This is a genomic window from Streptomyces sp. NPDC057697 (assembly GCF_042799335.1).
Classification (GTDB): Bacteria; Actinomycetota; Actinomycetes; order Streptomycetales; family Streptomycetaceae; genus Streptomyces.
Window position 1 is genome coordinate 1 of sequence record NZ_JBHVJA010000004.1, and the last position, 16,192, is coordinate 16,192.

Below are 16,192 nucleotides of genomic sequence, written 5' to 3' on the forward strand. Positions count from 1 at the left end.
GCCCCCGACTTGGCCGGGGGGGGGGGGGGGGCGCCCCACCCCCCCCCCCCGGCCCCGCACCCTTTTCCGATCACCATTGACGCAGGTCCAACAGACTTATAACTTCACTATACGGATTGTTGATTCCGGGAAGCGGAAACAGCGTGACTGTGGAGGGTGTGGAAATGGGTCAGCAGGAGAAGGTGGCAACGAGCCTCGCCGGTGCGGTCGGCGAGGAGATCAGCGCTTCCCTCACCGCGGTCGACGCCGAGCTCGCACGCCGCTACCCGGGAGACCCGGGCACGCGTCAGCCGGTCCACACGGTCTACGTCCCCGGCGACGCGTTCACCGCCGGAACCATCCGCTCCTGGGGCGACCAGGCCCTCGCGGCCCTCGACGAGCACGCCCCCGACGCGGCCTCGTTCGCCGCCGTCCTCGGCATCCCGGACGAGCTCGCCGGGCCGGTCCACGACCGGGTCCGCGCCAAGCTGGAGCGCGAGCCGGTCGAGGACCTCCGCATCGACTTCGAGGACGGCTACGGCCCCCGCCCCGACGCCGAGGAGGACGAGGCCGCCGCCCGCGCCGCCCGGCTGGTCTCCGAGGCGTACGGCAACGGCACGGCCGCCCCGTACATGGGCATCCGGATGAAGTGCATGGAGGCCGCCGTACGGGACCGGGGCATCCGCACCACGGATGTCTTCCTCACCGGCCTGATGCGGGCCGGCGGTCTCCCCGACGGACTGGTCCTGACGCTGCCCAAGGTGACGTACCCCGAGCAGGTCAGCGCCTTCGTCCGGCTCCTCGAAGCGTTCGAGCAGGCGCACGGGCTGCCCGCCGGGCGGCTCGGCTTCGAGATCCAGATCGAGACCAGCCAGTCCATCCTCGCCGCCGACGGCACCGCCGCCGTCGCCCGCATGATCGACGCGGCGCGGGGCCGCGCCACCGGCCTGCACTACGGCACCTTCGACTACAGCGCCTGCGTCGGCGTCAGCGCCGCCTACCAGGCCAGTGACCACCCGGCCGCGGACCACGCCAAGGCCGTCATGCAGGTCGCCGCCGCGGGCACCGGCGTACGGGTCTCGGACGGCTCCACCAACGTCCTCCCGGTGGGACCGACCCCCCGGGTCCACGAGGCCTGGCGGCTCCACTACGGCCTCACCCGCCGGGCCCTGGCCCGCGCCTACTACCAGGGCTGGGACATGCACCCGGGCCATCTGCCGACCCGGTACGCCGCCGTGTACACCTTCTACCGCGAGGGCCTGGAGCAGGCCGCCGCCCGGCTCGCCGCCTATGTGGCCAAGGCCGGCGGCGACGTCATGGACGAACCCGCCACCGCCAAGGCGCTCAGCTCCTACCTTCTGCGCGGCATCGACTGCGGCGCCCTGGACACCGCCGAGGTCGCCCGGCTGACCGGGCTGACGCGCGCGGAGCTTGAGGCGTTCGCCTCGCCCCGGCGGGCCGATCTCACGGTGACCGCACCGTAGGTCCCGCGCGGCCCGGACGGGCGGCTCAGGCGGGCGGCAGCTCGCCCGAGCCGCGCCGGATGAGCGTCGTGGACAGCTCCACGCGGGCCGGGGAGTGGTCGGCGCCGTCCAGACGGCGGAAGAGGTGCTCGGCGGCGGTACGGCCGACGGCGGCGGCGTCCTGGGAGACGACGGTGATGCCGAGCAGATCGGCCAGTTCGATGTCGTCGAAGCCGACCAGGGCGACGCGGCGTTCCTGCTCGGCCAGGACCCGTACCACCGTCACCGTCACCCGGTTGTTGCCCGTGAAGATCGCGGTGACGGGCTCGGGGCCGGAGAGCATCCGCTCGGTGGCGGCCCGGACCCGGTCGGGTTCGGTCGAGCCGAGGGAGACCCAGGAGTCCTGGACCTCCGTCCCCGCGTCCGTCATCGCCGCGTGGTAGCCCCGCAGCCGCTCGGTGGCGGTGTGGATGCGCGGTTGGTCGCCGATGAAGCCGATCCTGCGGTGGCCGTGCGCGATCAGATGGGCGACGCCCTCGCGGGCGCCGCCGAAGCTGTCGGAGAGGACCATGTCGGCGTCGATGCGGCCCGCCGGGCGGTCCACGAAGACGGTGGCGATGCCCGCCTTGATCTCCGGCTCCAGATAGCGGTGGTCGTCACCGGCCGGGATCACGATCAGCCCGTCCACCCGGCGCGCGCACAGGGCGAGCACCAACTCCTGCTCGCGCTCCGGGTCCTCGGCGCTCGACCCGTTGATGAGCAGGGCGCCGTGGGCCCGCGCTACCTCCTCCACGGCGCGGCTCAGCGGCCCGTAGAACGGGTCGGCGAGGTCCTCCAGGACCAGCCCGATCGAGGCGGTGCGGCCCTTGCGCAGGACACGCGCGCTGTCGTTGCGCCGGAAGCCGAGCGCCTCGATGGCCTCCTGGACCCGGCGCTCGGTGTCGGGCGTCACCCCCGGCTCGCTGTTGACCACGCGGGAGACCGTCTTGAGGCCCACTCCGGCGCGGGCGGCCACGTCCTTCATGGTCGGCCGGTTGCCGTAACGGTTCTCGGGGCGACGGGCGGTCTCGGCCACGGTGCGCTGTCCTGTCCTCGGGTGCGGGTGGTCCGGCGGGGCCATGGGCGGTGCCACGGAGCCGACCGGAGGCTGTGCGGTCGAGCATAGGCCCTGGACAACGTTGTCAGCTGAATGGAGACTGGGCAGACTGTTTCCTGAAGCCGCAGGTCCCCGCCCCCAACTCACGGAGCCACACCGATGCATACCGACCTCGTCGCCGCGCTGGACATCGGCGGTACCAAGATCGCCGCCGCGTTGGTGGACGGCGGCGGCGCTCTTCTCGTCCGGGCACAGCGGCCGACGCCCGCCCGGGAGAGCGCCGAGACGGTGATGGGGGCCGTGACGGAGGTCCTCGACGAGCTGTCCGGCTCGCCGTTGTGGGGGCGGGCGACGGCGGTCGGTATCGGCAGCGCGGGCCCGGTCGACGCCTCGGCCGGCACGGTCAGCCCGGTCAACGTTCCCGGCTGGCGCGACTTCCCGCTGGTGGAGCGGGTCGGCAAGGCGGCCGGCGGACTGCCCGTCGGACTGGTCGGGGACGGGGTCGCGATGACGGCTGCCGAGCACTGGCTGGGTGCCGCGCGCGGCTACGACAACGCGCTCTGCATGGTCGTGTCGACCGGGGTCGGCGGCGGGCTCGTCCTCGACGGCAGGCTCCACCCCGGCCCCACGGGCAACGCCGGGCACATCGGCCACGTCAGCGTGGATCTGGACGGCGACCCGTGTCCGTGCGGTTCGCGCGGCTGCGTCGAACGCATCGCCAGCGGACCCAACATCGCCCGCCGGGCCCTGGAGGCGGGCTGGCGGCCCGGACCGGACGGCGATGCGTCGGCCGCCGCCGTGGCCGCCGCCGCGCGCGGGGGCGACGCGATCGCCCTCGCCTCGTTCGAGCGCGCCGCCCAGGCGCTGGCCGCCGGGATCGCCGCCACCGCCGCCCTGGTCGAGATCGACATCGCGGTGATCGGCGGGGGAGTGGCCGGTGCGGGCGACATCCTCTTCGCTCCGTTGCGCCGCGCCCTGCACCGGTACGCCACGCTCTCCTTCGTCCGGCGGATCGAGGTGGCCCCGGCGGTGATGGGGACCGACGCGGGTCTGGTGGGCGCGGCCGCCGCGGCGGCGCGGGTGGGGCCGGGCGGCATGGTGGCCGTACGGGGCTGACCGGCGCCGGGCGGCTCCGGGGGAGACGCTCCGGAGCCGCCCGGCGGCGGGGGCGCGCGGGGCGCCGCGCGGCGGCCAGGCTCCGCCGAGGACCAGGACCCCGGCGGCGCGGGCGCGAGGGCGCCGCCCCCGCGTCTCCCCTCAGCAGATGACGCCGCTCCCCGTCAGCAGGTGATCCGCAGGTCCGCCCAGTCCGCGTGGTCGGAATCGACGCCGTCCCCGCCGTCGGTGACCACCAGACGTACCACCTGCGCCCCGCTCACATCGGCGGTGACCGGCAGGGCGGGCATCGCGTTGGTCAGTACGCCGGTCGACGCCGCCTTCGTGCCGTCGGCCCAGACCTCGAAGGCGACCGTCCCCCTGGTGCCCTTCTCGTCGTCCAGCCCCACCTGCGCCGACACGGTGCGGCAGGCCCCGCCCGTGTAGAACTCGACGGCGCTGTCGGCGTGCACGCCGAGCCCCTTGGTGAAGACCGTGCCGCCGATCGTCAGCGGATTGCCGTCGCCCGCACTGCTCTCGCCGTTGCTGGTGTCCTTCTCGACCGGGCCCCAGCCGTTGGTCGCGGAGAGCTGCGGCAGATCGCTCAGGTAGCCGCCGCCCGCCGGGGGCGCGACCACCACATGGGCCTGGAGCGGGACGGTGGTCCGTACCCGGGCCCCGGCCGGTGAGCGGTAGCGGGCGTCGAGGGTCAGCCCGTACGCCCCGGTGGGGGTGCCCGCGGGGGCCGTCACCTGCCAGCGGGTGGTGAGGGAGCGGCCGGTCGGCAGAGCCGGTGCGGAGGCCGGTGTCAGCGCCTTCACTCGCCAGCCCGGGGCGCCGGTGAGCAGGGCCGAGACCTTCCTGGCGGGGGTGCGGCCGAGGCCGGTGAGCGTCGTGGTCAGTGTGGTGGTGTGCCCGGCCTCGATCAACGGGCTGGAATCCAGGCCGAGTTCGACCGCCGGCGGATGTGCGGCCCAGGTGCCGTCGGCGGCGACCCGCAGCAGCACCGTGCCGTGCGCCGGGACGGTCGCCGCCACGGTGCCCGCCGTGTTGTACGACCTGTGCTCCCACAGATCGCGCATCGTGTACCCGCCGGACCGCGGCAGCCCCACCTCGGCTGCCGTCGTCGCGATCCGCTGGGCGCTGCCGGTCTCGTTGAAGAGGGCGACGGCGCGGCTGCCGTCCCGCATCTCCTTGGCGACCACCCAGCGCCCGCCGGCGGAGGAGAGCACGGTGCCCTGCTTGCCGAGCGGGTCCTGGTCGACCGCGACGACCTCGTGGTTGGAGAGGATCTCGAAGGTCTCCGCGCTCGCCTTGCGCAGGTCGGAGCCGATGAGCAGGGGCGCCGCCATGACGGACCACATCGAGAAGTGGGTGCGGTACTCCGTGTCCGTCATGCCGCCGTTGCCGACCTCCAGCATGTCGGGGTCGTTCCAGTGCCCGGGTCCGGCGGCCGCCGCGAGGGGCAGGTTCTGCTTCATGATCGACAGCATGCTGCCCCAGCTGTCGTTGATGTCACCGGTGGTGCGCCAGAGGTTGCCCAGCTCACCGGCCCACTCCCAGGGTTTGTTCTCCCCCCATTCGCAGATGCTGTAGACGATGGGGCGGCCGGTCGCCGCCAGCGCGTCCCGCATCGTCGTGTAGCGCTTCCTGGCGTCGACGCCCTGGTTGTTGCAGTTGTCGTACTTCAGATAGTCGATGCCCCAGTCGGCGAACTGCTGTGCGTCGCTGTACTCGTGGCCCAGTGCCCCGGGGAGGCCCACGCTGTCGCAGGTCTTGGTGCCCGCGCTGGTGTAGATGCCGATCTTGAGGCCCTTGGAGTGGACATAGTCGGCCACGGCCTTGATCCCGTTCGGGAAGCGCCGGGGATCGGCTTCCAGCTTGCCGTCCGCGGTGCGCTGCGGTTTCGCCCAGCAGTCGTCGAGATTGACGTACCTGTAGCCCGCGTCCTTGAGGCCCTTCTCGACGAAGATGTCGGCGATGCCCTTGACCATCGATTCGTCGAACTCGGCCCGGCAGTGCGTCGAGTTCCAGTTGTTGAAGCCCATCGGCGGGGTGAGCGCAAGGCCGTTTCCGGACCGCGGAGCCACGGTGCGGGCGGGGGCGTCCGCGACCGCGGGAACGGTGGTTCCCGCTGCGCACAGCAGCCCGGCCAGCACCGCTCCGATGACTCCACGACGGCTGGTTCGGGTTGTACGGGTTGGAAGATGACGCATCGTTACGTTCCTCCATACTCGTGCGTGATCGGATGTCAGCATGTGCACGCCAAGGCGTGCGATTACGTTAGGGCGTGTTGAAGTCTGTTGGAAGAGGGTGGCTGCGGTTGCCCGACATCTCGTCAAAACCCTTGACTGCAACCTCAGTTGAAGGTGTGATCCAAGCGCACGTTCGGTTGTGTTGGGTTGCATCTCCGGAGGAGTTGGGCATGACGCAGTCTGATGACGACAAGTCAGGTGTCCCGGGCAGTGTCGCTGGACATCGGATGTCCCGGCGAAGTCTGCTGCGGGGCGCGGCCGCCGGTGCCGGAGCCGTGGCGCTGCCCGCGCTGCTCGCAGCCTGCGGGAGCGGTCCCGGCGGCGACGGAAAGACGATCACCCTGGGATCGAATTCCTCCGACCCGGTTCCGAAGAAGGCGTTCGCCGACGCCTTCGCCGCGTACGAGGCGCAGTCGGGCGGGCGGAAGGTGAAGGTCAACACCGTCGACCACAACACTTTTCAGGAGAACATCAACCGCTATCTCCAGGGCAAGCCGGACGACGTCTTCATGTGGTTCGCCGGCAACCGGATGCAGTTCTTCGCGGAGAAGGGGCTGCTGCACGACATCAGCGACAACTGGCAGGGATACAAGGGTTTCTCGGCCGCGTTGAAGGCCCAGTCCACCGGGGCGGACGGCAAGCAGTACCTCACGCCGTACTACTACTATCCGTGGGCCGTCTTCCACCGCAGGAGCCTGTTCGCCGACCGCGGCTATCAGGCGCCGAAGACGCTCGACGAGTACGTGGCGCTCGCCAAGCAGATGAAGAAGGACAAGCTCGACCCCATCGCCTTCTGCGACAAGGACGGCTGGCCCGCCATGGGCACCTTCGACTACATCGACATGCGGACCAACGGCTATGAATTCCACAAGAGCCTGATGGCGGGCGAGGTCGCCTGGACCGACAAGCGGGTCAGGGAGGTCTTCGACACCTGGCGCCGGCTCCTGCCGTACTGCCAGCCGGGTGCCAACGGCCGTACCTGGCAGGAGGCCGCCACCAGCCTCCAGAAGAAGGAGGCCGGAATGGCCGTCCTCGGGCTGCCGCACCCCGGCGCCCAGTTCCCCAAGGGCGAACAGGGCGACATCGACTTCTTTCCCTTTCCCGTCATCGACCCGCAGCACGGGCAGGACGCGGTCGAGGCCCCCATCGACGGGTTCCTGCTGGCCAAGAAGTCGAAGAACCTCAAGAACAGCAAGAACCTGGAGAGCGCCAAGGACCTGCTCAAGTGGCTCGCCACCGGGAAGGCCGAGGACATCTACCTGAAGAGCGATCCGAACAACATCGCGGTCAGCGACCAGGCGGACATCTCCGCCTACTCGCCGCTCCAGAAGAAGGCCGTGGAGCTGGTCTCCGGAGCGAAGCAGATTTCCCAGTTCCTGGACCGGGACACCAGGCCGGACTTCTCCTCCACGGTCATGATCCCGGCGATCCAGCAGTTCATCAGCGACCCGGACGACGTGGACGGCCTGGTCAACGGCATCGAACGGCAGAAGAAGACCATCTTCGCCGCCGACTGACCCCGGACGACCCCGATGGCATCCGACCGAACCTGGAGTACCGACCGTGTCGTTCCTCTCGACCCGGCGCACCGGACGGCGGGCCGCGCGGCGGTTCACCGGCCGCGACCTCGCCGTCATCGGTGTGCTGCTGGGCATACCCGTCCTGCTCGACGTCGCCGTCGTCTGGGGGCCGACCCTCGCCTCCGTGGTGCTCTCCTTCACCGGCTGGGACGGCATCGGCGACATCAAATGGGTCGGTACGCAGAACTACGAGAACCTCTTCACCAACTACCCGCAGTTCTGGCCCGCGGCCCGGCACAACCTCCTCTGGCTCGCCTTCCTCGGCCTGGTCGCCGCCCCGTTCGGGCTGCTGCTGGCCGTCCTCATCGACCGGGGGGTGCGCTTCAGCCGCTTCTACCAGTCGACGCTGTACATGCCCGTCGTCCTCTCCCTCGCCGTGGTGGGCTTCATCGCCCAGCTGGTCTTCTCCCGTGACCAGGGCGCCCTCAACGCGGTCCTCGGGGACACGGCCGCACCGACCGACTGGCTCGGCGACCCGGACCTCAACATCTGGATGGTGCTGCTCGCCGCCGCCTGGCGGCACACCGGCTATGTGATGATCCTCTACCTCGCGGGGCTGAAGGCCGTCGACCCGTCGCTGAAGGAGGCCGCGGCGATCGACGGGGCGAGCGAGGCACAGACCTTCTTCCGCGTCGTCCTCCCCACCCTGCGCCCGGTCAACGTCATCGTCGGCGTCATCACCGTCATCGAGTCCCTGCGCGCGTTCGACATCGTGTACGCCGTCAACCACGGCCGCAACGGGCTCGAACTGCTCTCGGTGCTCGTCACCGACAACATCATCGGCGAGGCCAGCAGGATCGGCTTCGGCTCCGCCATCGCCGTGGTCCTGCTGGTCGTCTCCCTGGGATTCGTCGCCACGTATCTGGTCCAGGAGCTCCGAGGGGAGAAGAACCGTTGACCGTCCAAGCCGCCCCCGCCCGCCCCGTCGCGCCGCCGCCGGGGCGCGCCGCCCGGCGCCGGATCCGGCCCGGCCGGATCGGCGTCCACGCCTTTCTGATGGCGGTCTCCCTCGCCTTCCTCGCACCGCTCCTGCTCGCGGTGTACGCGTCGCTGCGGCCGTACGACGAGACCTCGGAACACGGCTACTTCTCGCTGCCGCGCCATCTCTCGCTGGACTACTACCGACAGGCGTTCTCCGACTCCGGCATGACGAAGTACTTCGTCAACACCATGATCATCGCGATTCCGGGGGTGCTCGTCACCCTGTTCCTCGCCTCGTTCGTGGCCTTCGCGCTGGCCCGCCTGAGGATGCGCGGCGGGCTCGTCCTGCTGATGTTCTTCACCGCCGGGAACCTCCTGCCGCAACAGGTCATCGTGACGCCCCTGTACGTGGTGTTCAACCGCATCCCGCTGCCCTACTGGATGTCCGACTCGATGACGATGTACGACTCGTACTGGGCCGTGGTCGTCGTCCAGATCGGTTTCCAGCTCGGCTTCTGCGTCTTCGTCCTGGCCAACTTCATGCGCGCCCTTCCGCAGGAGATCCTGGAGGCCGCCATCGTCGACGGCGCGGGCGTGTGGACCCAGTACCGGCGGATCACCCTGCCCCTGTGCCGTCCCGCTCTGGCGGCGCTCGGCACGCTCCAGTTCACCTGGATGTACAACGACTTCCTGTGGGCGCTGGTCTTCATCTCCGACGGCGACAAGCTCCCCATCACCTCGGCGCTGAACAACCTCAGGGGCCAGTTCTTCACGGACTACAACCTGCTCGCCGCGGGATCGGTGATCGTCGCCCTGCCCACCCTGGTGGTCTTCCTCCTGCTCCAGCGCCACTTCATCGCCGGTCTCACCCTGGGCGCCTCCAAGGGATAGGGGCCGGATCGGGGCGGCCCCGGGCGGACGGCCCTGCTCCGTTGGTGACGGAACAGTGAGGAAAGGGGGGAGGCGGGGTGCCACTTCCGGAGCCGGTACGGGCCCGTCCGGCCGGCCGGGCCCCGGCTCCGGACCGGGCCCCGGCCTCAGCGGCCCCGGTCCGGCGACTGCTGCGGCACGACCACCAGGAACGCGTCCTGCTCCAGATCCATCACCACCTCGGCCGCCACGCCCTCGCAGCGGCGGGCGGCCGCGAACTCCTCCGCAGGCCAACTGCCCCGTGGCCCGCCTGCGGGAAACCGCTCAAGCACTGTGCGCAGCACGCTGCACCCCCTGGTCGTCGGGTCGGCTGTCCGCTCCAACGACCTTGCCGCCTCCTCGTTACGGCCGTGCGCACGACCGGACGCAGGCGCCCGGCAGCCCGGCGCGCGGGCACCGGAGGGTTCCGTTCGGGAAACAGGCATCGCCACGGCCGGGTTTTCGCGGCAGGGTGTTGCGGGCAAGCCACAGGGGGCTACGGAAGAGGGGGAACCGTGATTGTGTGGGTCAACGGTGCGTTCGGTGCGGGCAAGACGAGCGCCGCGCGTGAACTGATCGATCTGATCCCGAACAGCACGTTGTACGACCCCGAACTCATCGGCGCGGGGCTGCGGCATCTGCTGCCCCAGAAGAGACTCGCCGAAGTGACGGACTTCCAGGACCTGCCGATCTGGCGGCGTCTGGTCGTGGACACCGCGGCGGCGCTGCTCGCGGAGGTGTCCGGGGTACTGGTGGTGCCGATGACGCTGCTGCGGCAGGAGTACCGCGACGAGATCTTCGGGGGGCTCGCCTCCCGGCGCATCCCGGTGCGCCATGTCCTGCTCTCACCTGAGGAAACGATCCTGCGTCAACGGATCGCCGACCGGGAGGAGTACCCGGACGACCCGGAGCACAGCGAACGGGTACGGCAGTGGGCCTACCAGCACATCGCGCCCTACCGGGCGGCACTCGGCTGGCTCACCGGGGACGCCCACCTCATCGACTCCGGGGCGCTCACCCCGTACGGAACGGCCCAGCGGATCGCCGAGGCGGTCAGCAGCGGCACGGCCACCCCGTGCGAGATCGTGCAGACACCCGAACCGACCGCGGAGACCGTGGCGTCCGGCGTCCTGCTCTTCGACGAGCACGACCGGGTGCTGCTGGTCGACCCCACGTACAAGCCGGGCTGGGAGTTCCCCGGCGGGGTGGTCGAGTCCGGCGAGGCGCCGGCCCAGGCCGGGATACGTGAGGTGGCCGAGGAGATAGGCATCCACCTGGACCGGGTGCCGAAGCTCCTCGTCGTCGACTGGGAGGCCCCCCGTCCGCCCGGCTACGGCGGCCTGCGGCTGCTCTTCGACGGCGGGCTGCTGACCGGGCCGGACGCCGAGCGGCTGCTCCTGCCCGGATCGGAACTGCGCGGCTGGCGGTTCGTCACCGAGGCGGAGGCGGCCACCCTGCTGCCCCCGACCCGGTACGAACGGCTGAGGTGGGCCCTGCGCGCCCGGGAGCGGTCAGCCGTGCTCAATCTGGAGGCCGGGGTCCCGGTCGGCTGAGGCCCGCATCGCCGCGGCGGCGCCGGAAGCGATCGGATCGCCGTGCCCGAAGCAGGCCGTGGACGGTTCCAGGGCGGCCAGCCGCCGGAAGGAGTCCAGGGCCTGCTCCGGGTCGATGTTGAAGACGCCGAGGATCACCCGGTCGACGTTGGCCACGCAGTCCCCGGTGAACAGCACGCCGTGGTGCGGCAGATGGATGCCGATGGAGCCGGGGGTGTGGCCGGGGGAGTGGACCACCCGGGCCCCCTGGCCGAAGCCGAGCTCGTCGCCGTCGGCCAGTTCACGGTCGACCCGGGTCGGCGGGGCGAGGGGAACGGACCGGGTCCGTTCCCACAGCGGGAGTTCCCATTCGAGCAGGACGGGAGCGGCGATCTCCTCCTCGCCCCGGATCACCGAGGCGTCCAGCCGGTGGGCCATGATCTGGGCGCCGTGCCGGTCGGCGAGCTCCTGCGCGGCGCCGTAGTGGTCGATGTGTCCATGGGTGAGGACGATCCGGGAGATGCGGCCCGGATCCAGGCCCAGACCGCGCACCCCGTCCTCGATGGCGGCCGCCGCGTCGGCGTCGCCCGCGTCGATCAGCGTCAGATCGGCCCCGTCACGCCACAGATAGGCCTGGCCGATGGGGAACCGGAACATGTGGAGCTGGGGAAGTACCTCGACGAGATCCATGCCACGAACGTATGCCGAGGGACGGCCCGCGGGCCCGGATCTACGCTCTGGGCGAGCTTCGCCGAACGCGTAGCGGCGGCGCCCCCTCGGTTCCCGCCCCCGCGTCCACGCGTGCCGGAGCACCCCGGGTGGACACGGGGGCCGTGTCCCTGCGAGCAGCGGGCCCGCGGCATCGCGCCCGTGGGCACGGGCGGACCCGCCCGCGCGGCTCCGGTCCGGCCCTGCGAGCGGAAGGCCCGCAGGGCCGCGGCCGTATCGTTGGCGCTCGGTCAGGCCCGCTTGGACTCGGCGTAGTTCCGCAGGAACAGGGCCTCGGCGAGCGACAGGCGCTCCAGTTCCTCGGGCGACACGCTCTCGTTCACCGCGTGGATCTGCGCCTCCGGCTCGCTCAGACCGATCAGCAGGATCTCCGCCTCCGGGTACAGGGCGGCAAGGGTGTTGCAGAGCGGGATCGATCCCCCCATACCGGACGTCTGCATCTTCTCGCCCGGGTACGCGGCCTCCATCGCCTGCGCCATCGACGTGTACGCCGGGCTGGAGGTGTCCGCGCGGAACGGCTGTCCCTGGCCGACCTGTTCCACCGCGACCCTGGCACCCCACGGGGCATGCGCCTTCAGGTGGGCGGTCAGCAGACCGGTGGCCTCGGCGGCGTCCTGGCCCGGCGGCACCCGCAGGCTGACCTGGGCACGCGCGCTCGCCTGCACGGACGGCGTCGCGCCGACCACCGGCGGGCAGTCGATGCCGATGACGGTGACGGCGGGGCGGGCCCAGATGCGGTCGGCGACCGTACCCGTGCCGATCAGCCCGACACCGTCGAGGACCTTGGCGTCCTTGCGGAAATCCGCCTCCGGGTACTGGAGCCCGTCCCACTCGGTGTCCGCGGCGAGCCCGTCGACGGTCGTGGAGCCGTCCTCGGCGCGCAGCGACGCCAGCAGCTGGATCATCGCGGCCAGCGCGTCCGGGGCGGCGCCGCCGAACTGCCCGGAGTGCAGGTTCCCTTCGAGGGTGTCCAGGGTGACCCGCAGCATCGTCATCCCGCGCAGCGTCGCGGTGACCGTCGGCAGGCCGACCCGGAAGTTGCCGGTGTCGCCGATGACGATGGTGTCGGCGGCCAGCAGCTCGGGGTGCGCCTCCGCGTAACGCTCCAGCCCGCCGGTGCCCTGCTCCTCGGAGCCCTCGACGATCACCTTGACGGAGACCGGGACGCCGCCGTCGGCCTTGAGGGCGCGCAGGGCGAGCAGGTGCATGATGAAGCCGCCCTTGCAGTCGGCCGAGCCGCGGCCGTACCAGCGGCCGTCGCGCTCCGTCAGCTCGAACGGCGGGGAGAGCCAGGCGGACTCGTCGAGCGGCGGCTGTACGTCGTAGTGCGCGTAGAGCAGGACGGTCGGGGCGCCGGCCGGGCCGGGCAGGTGGCCGTAGACCGACCGGGTGCCGTCGGGAGTGTCGAGAAGGGCGACGTCCTGGAAGTCCTCGGCGCGCAGCGCGTCGGCGACCCAGTCGGCCGCCGCCTCGCACTCGCTCTTCGGGAACTGCGCGGGATCCGCCACCGACTGGAAGGCCACCAGCTCGGACAGCTCCGACTTGGCACGGGGCATCAGCGAGGCGATGGTCTCGGAAATCGGACGGGCGGTCATGGGCACGCTCCTCGTGGGTGCGACGTTATGTGTACGAATCCGGCTACATGGACGCCGGGTGTGCGGCGTCGCATGCAGGACGAACGTACGGTCGATCCTCCCACAGCGGGGGCCGGGAGCAACGCGCCGTAGGATGCCGTGAGCAGCATGGGCCACTGGTGGGATCGGGAGCAGAAGCACATCGTGAGCAGCGAGAACGCAGACGCCGTACAGGAGCACGAAGAGTCGTCCGTGTGGGATGTCGTCGTAGTCGGTGGCGGACCGGCCGGCGCCTCAGCGGCATACGCGGCGGCGGTCGCCGGCCGACGGGTGCTGCTCCTCGAAAAGGCGGAGCTTCCCCGGTACAAGACATGTGGCGGCGGCATCATCGGGTTTTCACGGGATTCGCTGCCGCCCGGCTTCGAACTGCCGTTGCGGGACCGGATCCACGCGGTCACGTTCTCGCTCAACGGCAGGCTGGCGCGGACCCGTCGTTCCAAGCGGATGCTCTTCGGGCTGATCAACCGCCCCGAGTTCGACGCGGGACTGGTCGAGGAGGCGCAGAAGGCGGGCGCCGAACTCCGCACCGGAGCGACGGTGACGCGGGTGGAGCAGCACGGCGCCTCGGTGCCCGACCGGCGCACGGTCGCCGTGGTGCTGTCCGGCGGCGAGACGGTCCTGGCCCGCGCGGTGGTCGGTGCCGACGGCAGCGCGGGGCGGATAGGAGCTCATGTCGGGGTGAAGCTCGACCAGGTGGACCTCGGTCTGGAGGCGGAGATCCCGGTTCCGGCCACGGTCGCGGAGGACTGGGCGGGACGGGTGCTGATCGACTGGGGCCCCATGCCCGGCAGTTACGGCTGGGTGTTCCCCAAGGGAGATGTCCTGACGGTCGGGGTGATCTCGGCCCGGGGCGACGGGGCGGGGACCAAGCGGTACCTGGAGGACTTCATCGCGCGCCTCGGCCTCGCCGGTTTCGAGCCGAAGATCTCCTCCGGGCATCTGACGCGCTGCCGCAGCGACGACTCGCCGTTGTCGCGCGGGCGGGTGCTGGTGTGCGGCGACGCGGCGGGCCTGCTGGAGCCGTGGACCCGCGAGGGGATCTCCTTCGCGCTGCGGTCGGGACGGCTCGCCGGTGAGTGGGCGGTCCGGATCGCGGAGTCGCACGACGCGGTGGACGCCCGGCGTCAGGCGTTGAACTACGCGTTCGCCATCAAGGCGGGCCTCGGCGTCGAGATGGGCGTCGGGCGCCGGATGCTGAAGCTGTTCGAGCGCCGCCCCGGGGTGCTGCACGCGGTGCTGACGGGCTTCCGCCCGGCCTGGAACGCGTTCGCCGGGATCACCCGCGGAACGACCTCGCTCGGCGAACTGGTCCGCACGCATCCGCTGGCGCAGCGGGCGCTGTCCGCGATGGACCGCTAGTTCTTCTAGTTCTTCCGTCCGGATTCCGCCCTGCCGGGCTCGCGGGGTTCGGCAGGATCCGGACGGAAGGTCCCGGCGCCGTGCGCCGGAGTCTGTGCGGCGGAGGGTGTGTCGACGACAGCCTCGGTTTCCTCCGGCCGGGGTTCGCTCTGCCCGGAGTTCGCTCTGTCGTGGGTTCCCTCCGCCCAGTAGAACCCGGCCCGGTGGAGCCCGCCGAGCGGACCGACCGAGCTGGACCGGACCGGGCCGAACCGAGCTGTACCGGACCGAGCCGGAACGGGCCCCGGTGCCGGAGGAGGGGCCGCCCACGCGGTCAGCGCTCCACCGTGAACCGGAATACCGGGTGATCGGGGCAGGCCGCCAGGAGCTCGGCGTCCGAGGACTTCGCGGTGATGCCCTTGAAGTACTCGCTGACCTCCCACCCCCACCGTTCCAGGTAGGTGCGGATGATCCGCGCCTTCTGCTCGTCGTCCGCGATCTCCACCGCCGTGAAGCCGTGGACCTTCCGGCCCACCCGCAGTTCGCCGCCACCGGCGACCCGCATGTTGCGCACCCACTGCGAGTGACCCCGCGCGGAGACGAGGTACTGCGCGCCCTCGTGGGTGTGCGGATTGACGGGTACGCGCTGCATCTGCCCGCTCTTGCGGCCGCGCACCGACATCTCGGCCGAGCCGAACAGGCTGAGGCCGCGACGGGCGAGCCAGCCGACGATGCCGTTCATCCGGGTATTGAGGGCGCTGCCCTGGAGGTAGTACGGCTGAGACATGACGGCTCCCTAAGATTTCGAGAGCGGTGCTCTCGCTTGAGATCAGTGTGCACGGAATCGGTGCTCGAAATCAAGAGCACTGATCTCGTTATTGGTCGGTGCTCTGCCTTCATGGCAGACTGACGGCCATGAGCACTGTCCGAGGAGCCAGGGAACGGGCCCGCATCGAGGTCACCGCAGCCATCAAGGACGAGGCGAGGAAGCAGCTCGTGGCCGAGGGCGCAGCGAAGCTGTCGCTGCGCGCCGTCGCCCGGGAGCTCGGTATGGCCTCCTCCGCCCTCTACCGCTACTTCCCCAGCCGGGACGAACTGCTCACCGCCTTGATCGTCGACGCGTACGACTCCGTGGGCGAGGCCGCGGAGAGGGCCCACCGCACCGCCCGCGCCGAGGCCGCCACCCATGCCGCCCGCTGGGTCGCCGTCACTCTCGCCGTGCGGGAATGGGCCCTGGCCCACCCCCATGAGTACGCCCTGATCTACGGCTCGCCCGTGCCCGGCTACAGCGCGCCGCAGGCGACGATCGGCCCCGCCTCCCGCGTCGGCCTCGCCCTGATCGCTGTGGCCGCGGACGCCTACGGCTCGGACGGCCTGGCCCTGCGGCCGCTCGCCGGTGATCTGCGCGCCGAGGCCGACCGGATGGTCGCCGCCTTCGCCCCGGGCATTCCGCCCAAGGCCGCCATCCCGCTGATCGCCGCCTGGTCGCAGCTCTTCGGGCTGATCTCCTTCGAGGTCTTCGGCCAGTTCAACGGGGTGGTCGAGACCCGGGAGGCCTTCTTCCGGGAAGCGGTCACCGAACTGGCTCGCACGGTCGGGCTGATCGACGGCGGAGCGACACCACGGCCCGCGGAGACGGCCGGGCCGTGACCGGTGCGGCC

Annotated in this window: 14 protein-coding genes; 8 read left to right on the forward strand and 6 right to left on the reverse strand. The window is 71.2% G+C overall.

Annotation, left to right across the window (positions count from 1 at the left end; translation table 11 throughout):
* Nucleotides 1–164: 164 nt before the first annotated feature.
* Complete coding sequence (locus tag ACFVFH_RS13320) at nt 165–1,463, forward strand: DUF6986 family protein (protein ID WP_383766839.1); 1,299 nt, start codon at nt 165–167, stop codon at nt 1,461–1,463.
* A gap of 25 nt (nt 1,464–1,488) precedes the next feature.
* Here the strand turns inward: ACFVFH_RS13320 and ACFVFH_RS13325 are convergent, their stop codons facing one another.
* A complete protein-coding gene (locus ACFVFH_RS13325; protein ID WP_383766842.1) occupies nt 1,489–2,517 on the reverse strand; it encodes a LacI family DNA-binding transcriptional regulator in 1,029 nt (342 codons plus the stop codon).
* A gap of 180 nt (nt 2,518–2,697) precedes the next feature.
* Between ACFVFH_RS13325 and ACFVFH_RS13330 the strand changes: the two genes are divergently transcribed.
* The gene (locus ACFVFH_RS13330) at nt 2,698–3,654 is read left to right on the forward strand and encodes an ROK family protein (RefSeq protein ID WP_383766844.1); all 957 of its coding nucleotides are present in this window, start codon (nt 2,698–2,700) and stop codon (nt 3,652–3,654) included.
* A gap of 164 nt (nt 3,655–3,818) precedes the next feature.
* Here ACFVFH_RS13330 and ACFVFH_RS13335 read toward each other — a convergent pair whose 3' ends face one another.
* Complete coding sequence (locus ACFVFH_RS13335; protein WP_383766847.1) at nt 3,819–5,849, reverse strand: NPCBM/NEW2 domain-containing protein; 2,031 nt, start codon at nt 5,847–5,849, stop codon at nt 3,819–3,821.
* A gap of 266 nt (nt 5,850–6,115) precedes the next feature.
* Here ACFVFH_RS13335 and ACFVFH_RS13340 point away from each other — a divergent pair, with 266 nt between their 5' ends.
* Genes ACFVFH_RS13340 through ACFVFH_RS13350 form a run of 3 tightly spaced genes read left to right on the forward strand, consistent with a single transcriptional unit; the run spans nt 6,116 to nt 9,280 of the window.
* Nucleotides 6,116–7,405 (forward strand): ABC transporter substrate-binding protein, encoded by a 1,290-nt coding sequence (locus tag ACFVFH_RS13340; protein WP_383768011.1) that lies wholly within the window; start codon nt 6,116–6,118, stop codon nt 7,403–7,405.
* Between the two features lie 46 nt (nt 7,406–7,451).
* Nucleotides 7,452–8,366 carry a carbohydrate ABC transporter permease gene (locus ACFVFH_RS13345; RefSeq protein WP_383766850.1) on the forward strand — a complete coding sequence of 305 codons (915 nt, stop codon included), beginning with the start codon at nt 7,452–7,454 and terminating at the stop codon, nt 8,364–8,366.
* Nucleotides 8,363–9,280 (forward strand): carbohydrate ABC transporter permease, encoded by a 918-nt coding sequence (locus tag ACFVFH_RS13350; protein WP_383766852.1) that lies wholly within the window; start codon nt 8,363–8,365, stop codon nt 9,278–9,280. The genes ACFVFH_RS13345 and ACFVFH_RS13350 overlap by 4 nt, the downstream gene beginning before the upstream one ends.
* Before the next feature lie 146 nt (nt 9,281–9,426).
* On the opposite strand, the gene ACFVFH_RS13355 is transcribed toward ACFVFH_RS13350, so the two are convergent.
* On the reverse strand, nt 9,427–9,603 hold the full coding sequence (locus tag ACFVFH_RS13355; protein WP_176729145.1) for a hypothetical protein: 177 nt from the start codon (nt 9,601–9,603) through the stop codon (nt 9,427–9,429).
* Between the two features lie 210 nt (nt 9,604–9,813).
* On the opposite strand from ACFVFH_RS13355, the gene ACFVFH_RS13360 reads away from it, so the two are divergent.
* The gene (locus ACFVFH_RS13360) at nt 9,814–10,851 is read left to right on the forward strand and encodes an NUDIX domain-containing protein (RefSeq protein WP_383766854.1); all 1,038 of its coding nucleotides are present in this window, start codon (nt 9,814–9,816) and stop codon (nt 10,849–10,851) included.
* Here the strand turns inward: ACFVFH_RS13360 and ACFVFH_RS13365 are convergent.
* Together ACFVFH_RS13365 and ACFVFH_RS13370 are read right to left on the reverse strand one after the other, a co-directional pair.
* Entirely contained in the window at nt 10,810–11,520 is a 711-nt protein-coding gene (locus tag ACFVFH_RS13365) for an MBL fold metallo-hydrolase (protein WP_383766857.1), read from the reverse strand. The two genes, ACFVFH_RS13360 and ACFVFH_RS13365, sit on opposite strands and share 42 nt — an antisense overlap.
* A 269-nt stretch (nt 11,521–11,789) precedes the next feature.
* Entirely contained in the window at nt 11,790–13,154 is a 1,365-nt protein-coding gene (locus ACFVFH_RS13370; protein ID WP_383766860.1) for a dipeptidase, read from the reverse strand.
* Between the two features lie 183 nt (nt 13,155–13,337).
* Between ACFVFH_RS13370 and ACFVFH_RS13375 the strand changes: the two genes are divergently transcribed.
* Entirely contained in the window at nt 13,338–14,552 is a 1,215-nt protein-coding gene (locus ACFVFH_RS13375) for a geranylgeranyl reductase family protein (RefSeq protein WP_323180267.1), read from the forward strand.
* Between the two features lie 313 nt (nt 14,553–14,865).
* Here the strand turns inward: ACFVFH_RS13375 and ACFVFH_RS13380 are convergent, their stop codons facing one another.
* Nucleotides 14,866–15,318: a nitroreductase family deazaflavin-dependent oxidoreductase gene (locus tag ACFVFH_RS13380; protein WP_383766863.1), complete on the reverse strand. Its 453-nt coding sequence runs from the start codon at nt 15,316–15,318 to the stop codon at nt 14,866–14,868.
* Between the two features lie 128 nt (nt 15,319–15,446).
* On the opposite strand from ACFVFH_RS13380, the gene ACFVFH_RS13385 reads away from it, so the two are divergent.
* The gene (locus tag ACFVFH_RS13385; RefSeq protein WP_383766866.1) at nt 15,447–16,181 is read left to right on the forward strand and encodes a TetR/AcrR family transcriptional regulator; all 735 of its coding nucleotides are present in this window, start codon (nt 15,447–15,449) and stop codon (nt 16,179–16,181) included.
* Nucleotides 16,182–16,192: the final 11 nt, after the last annotated feature.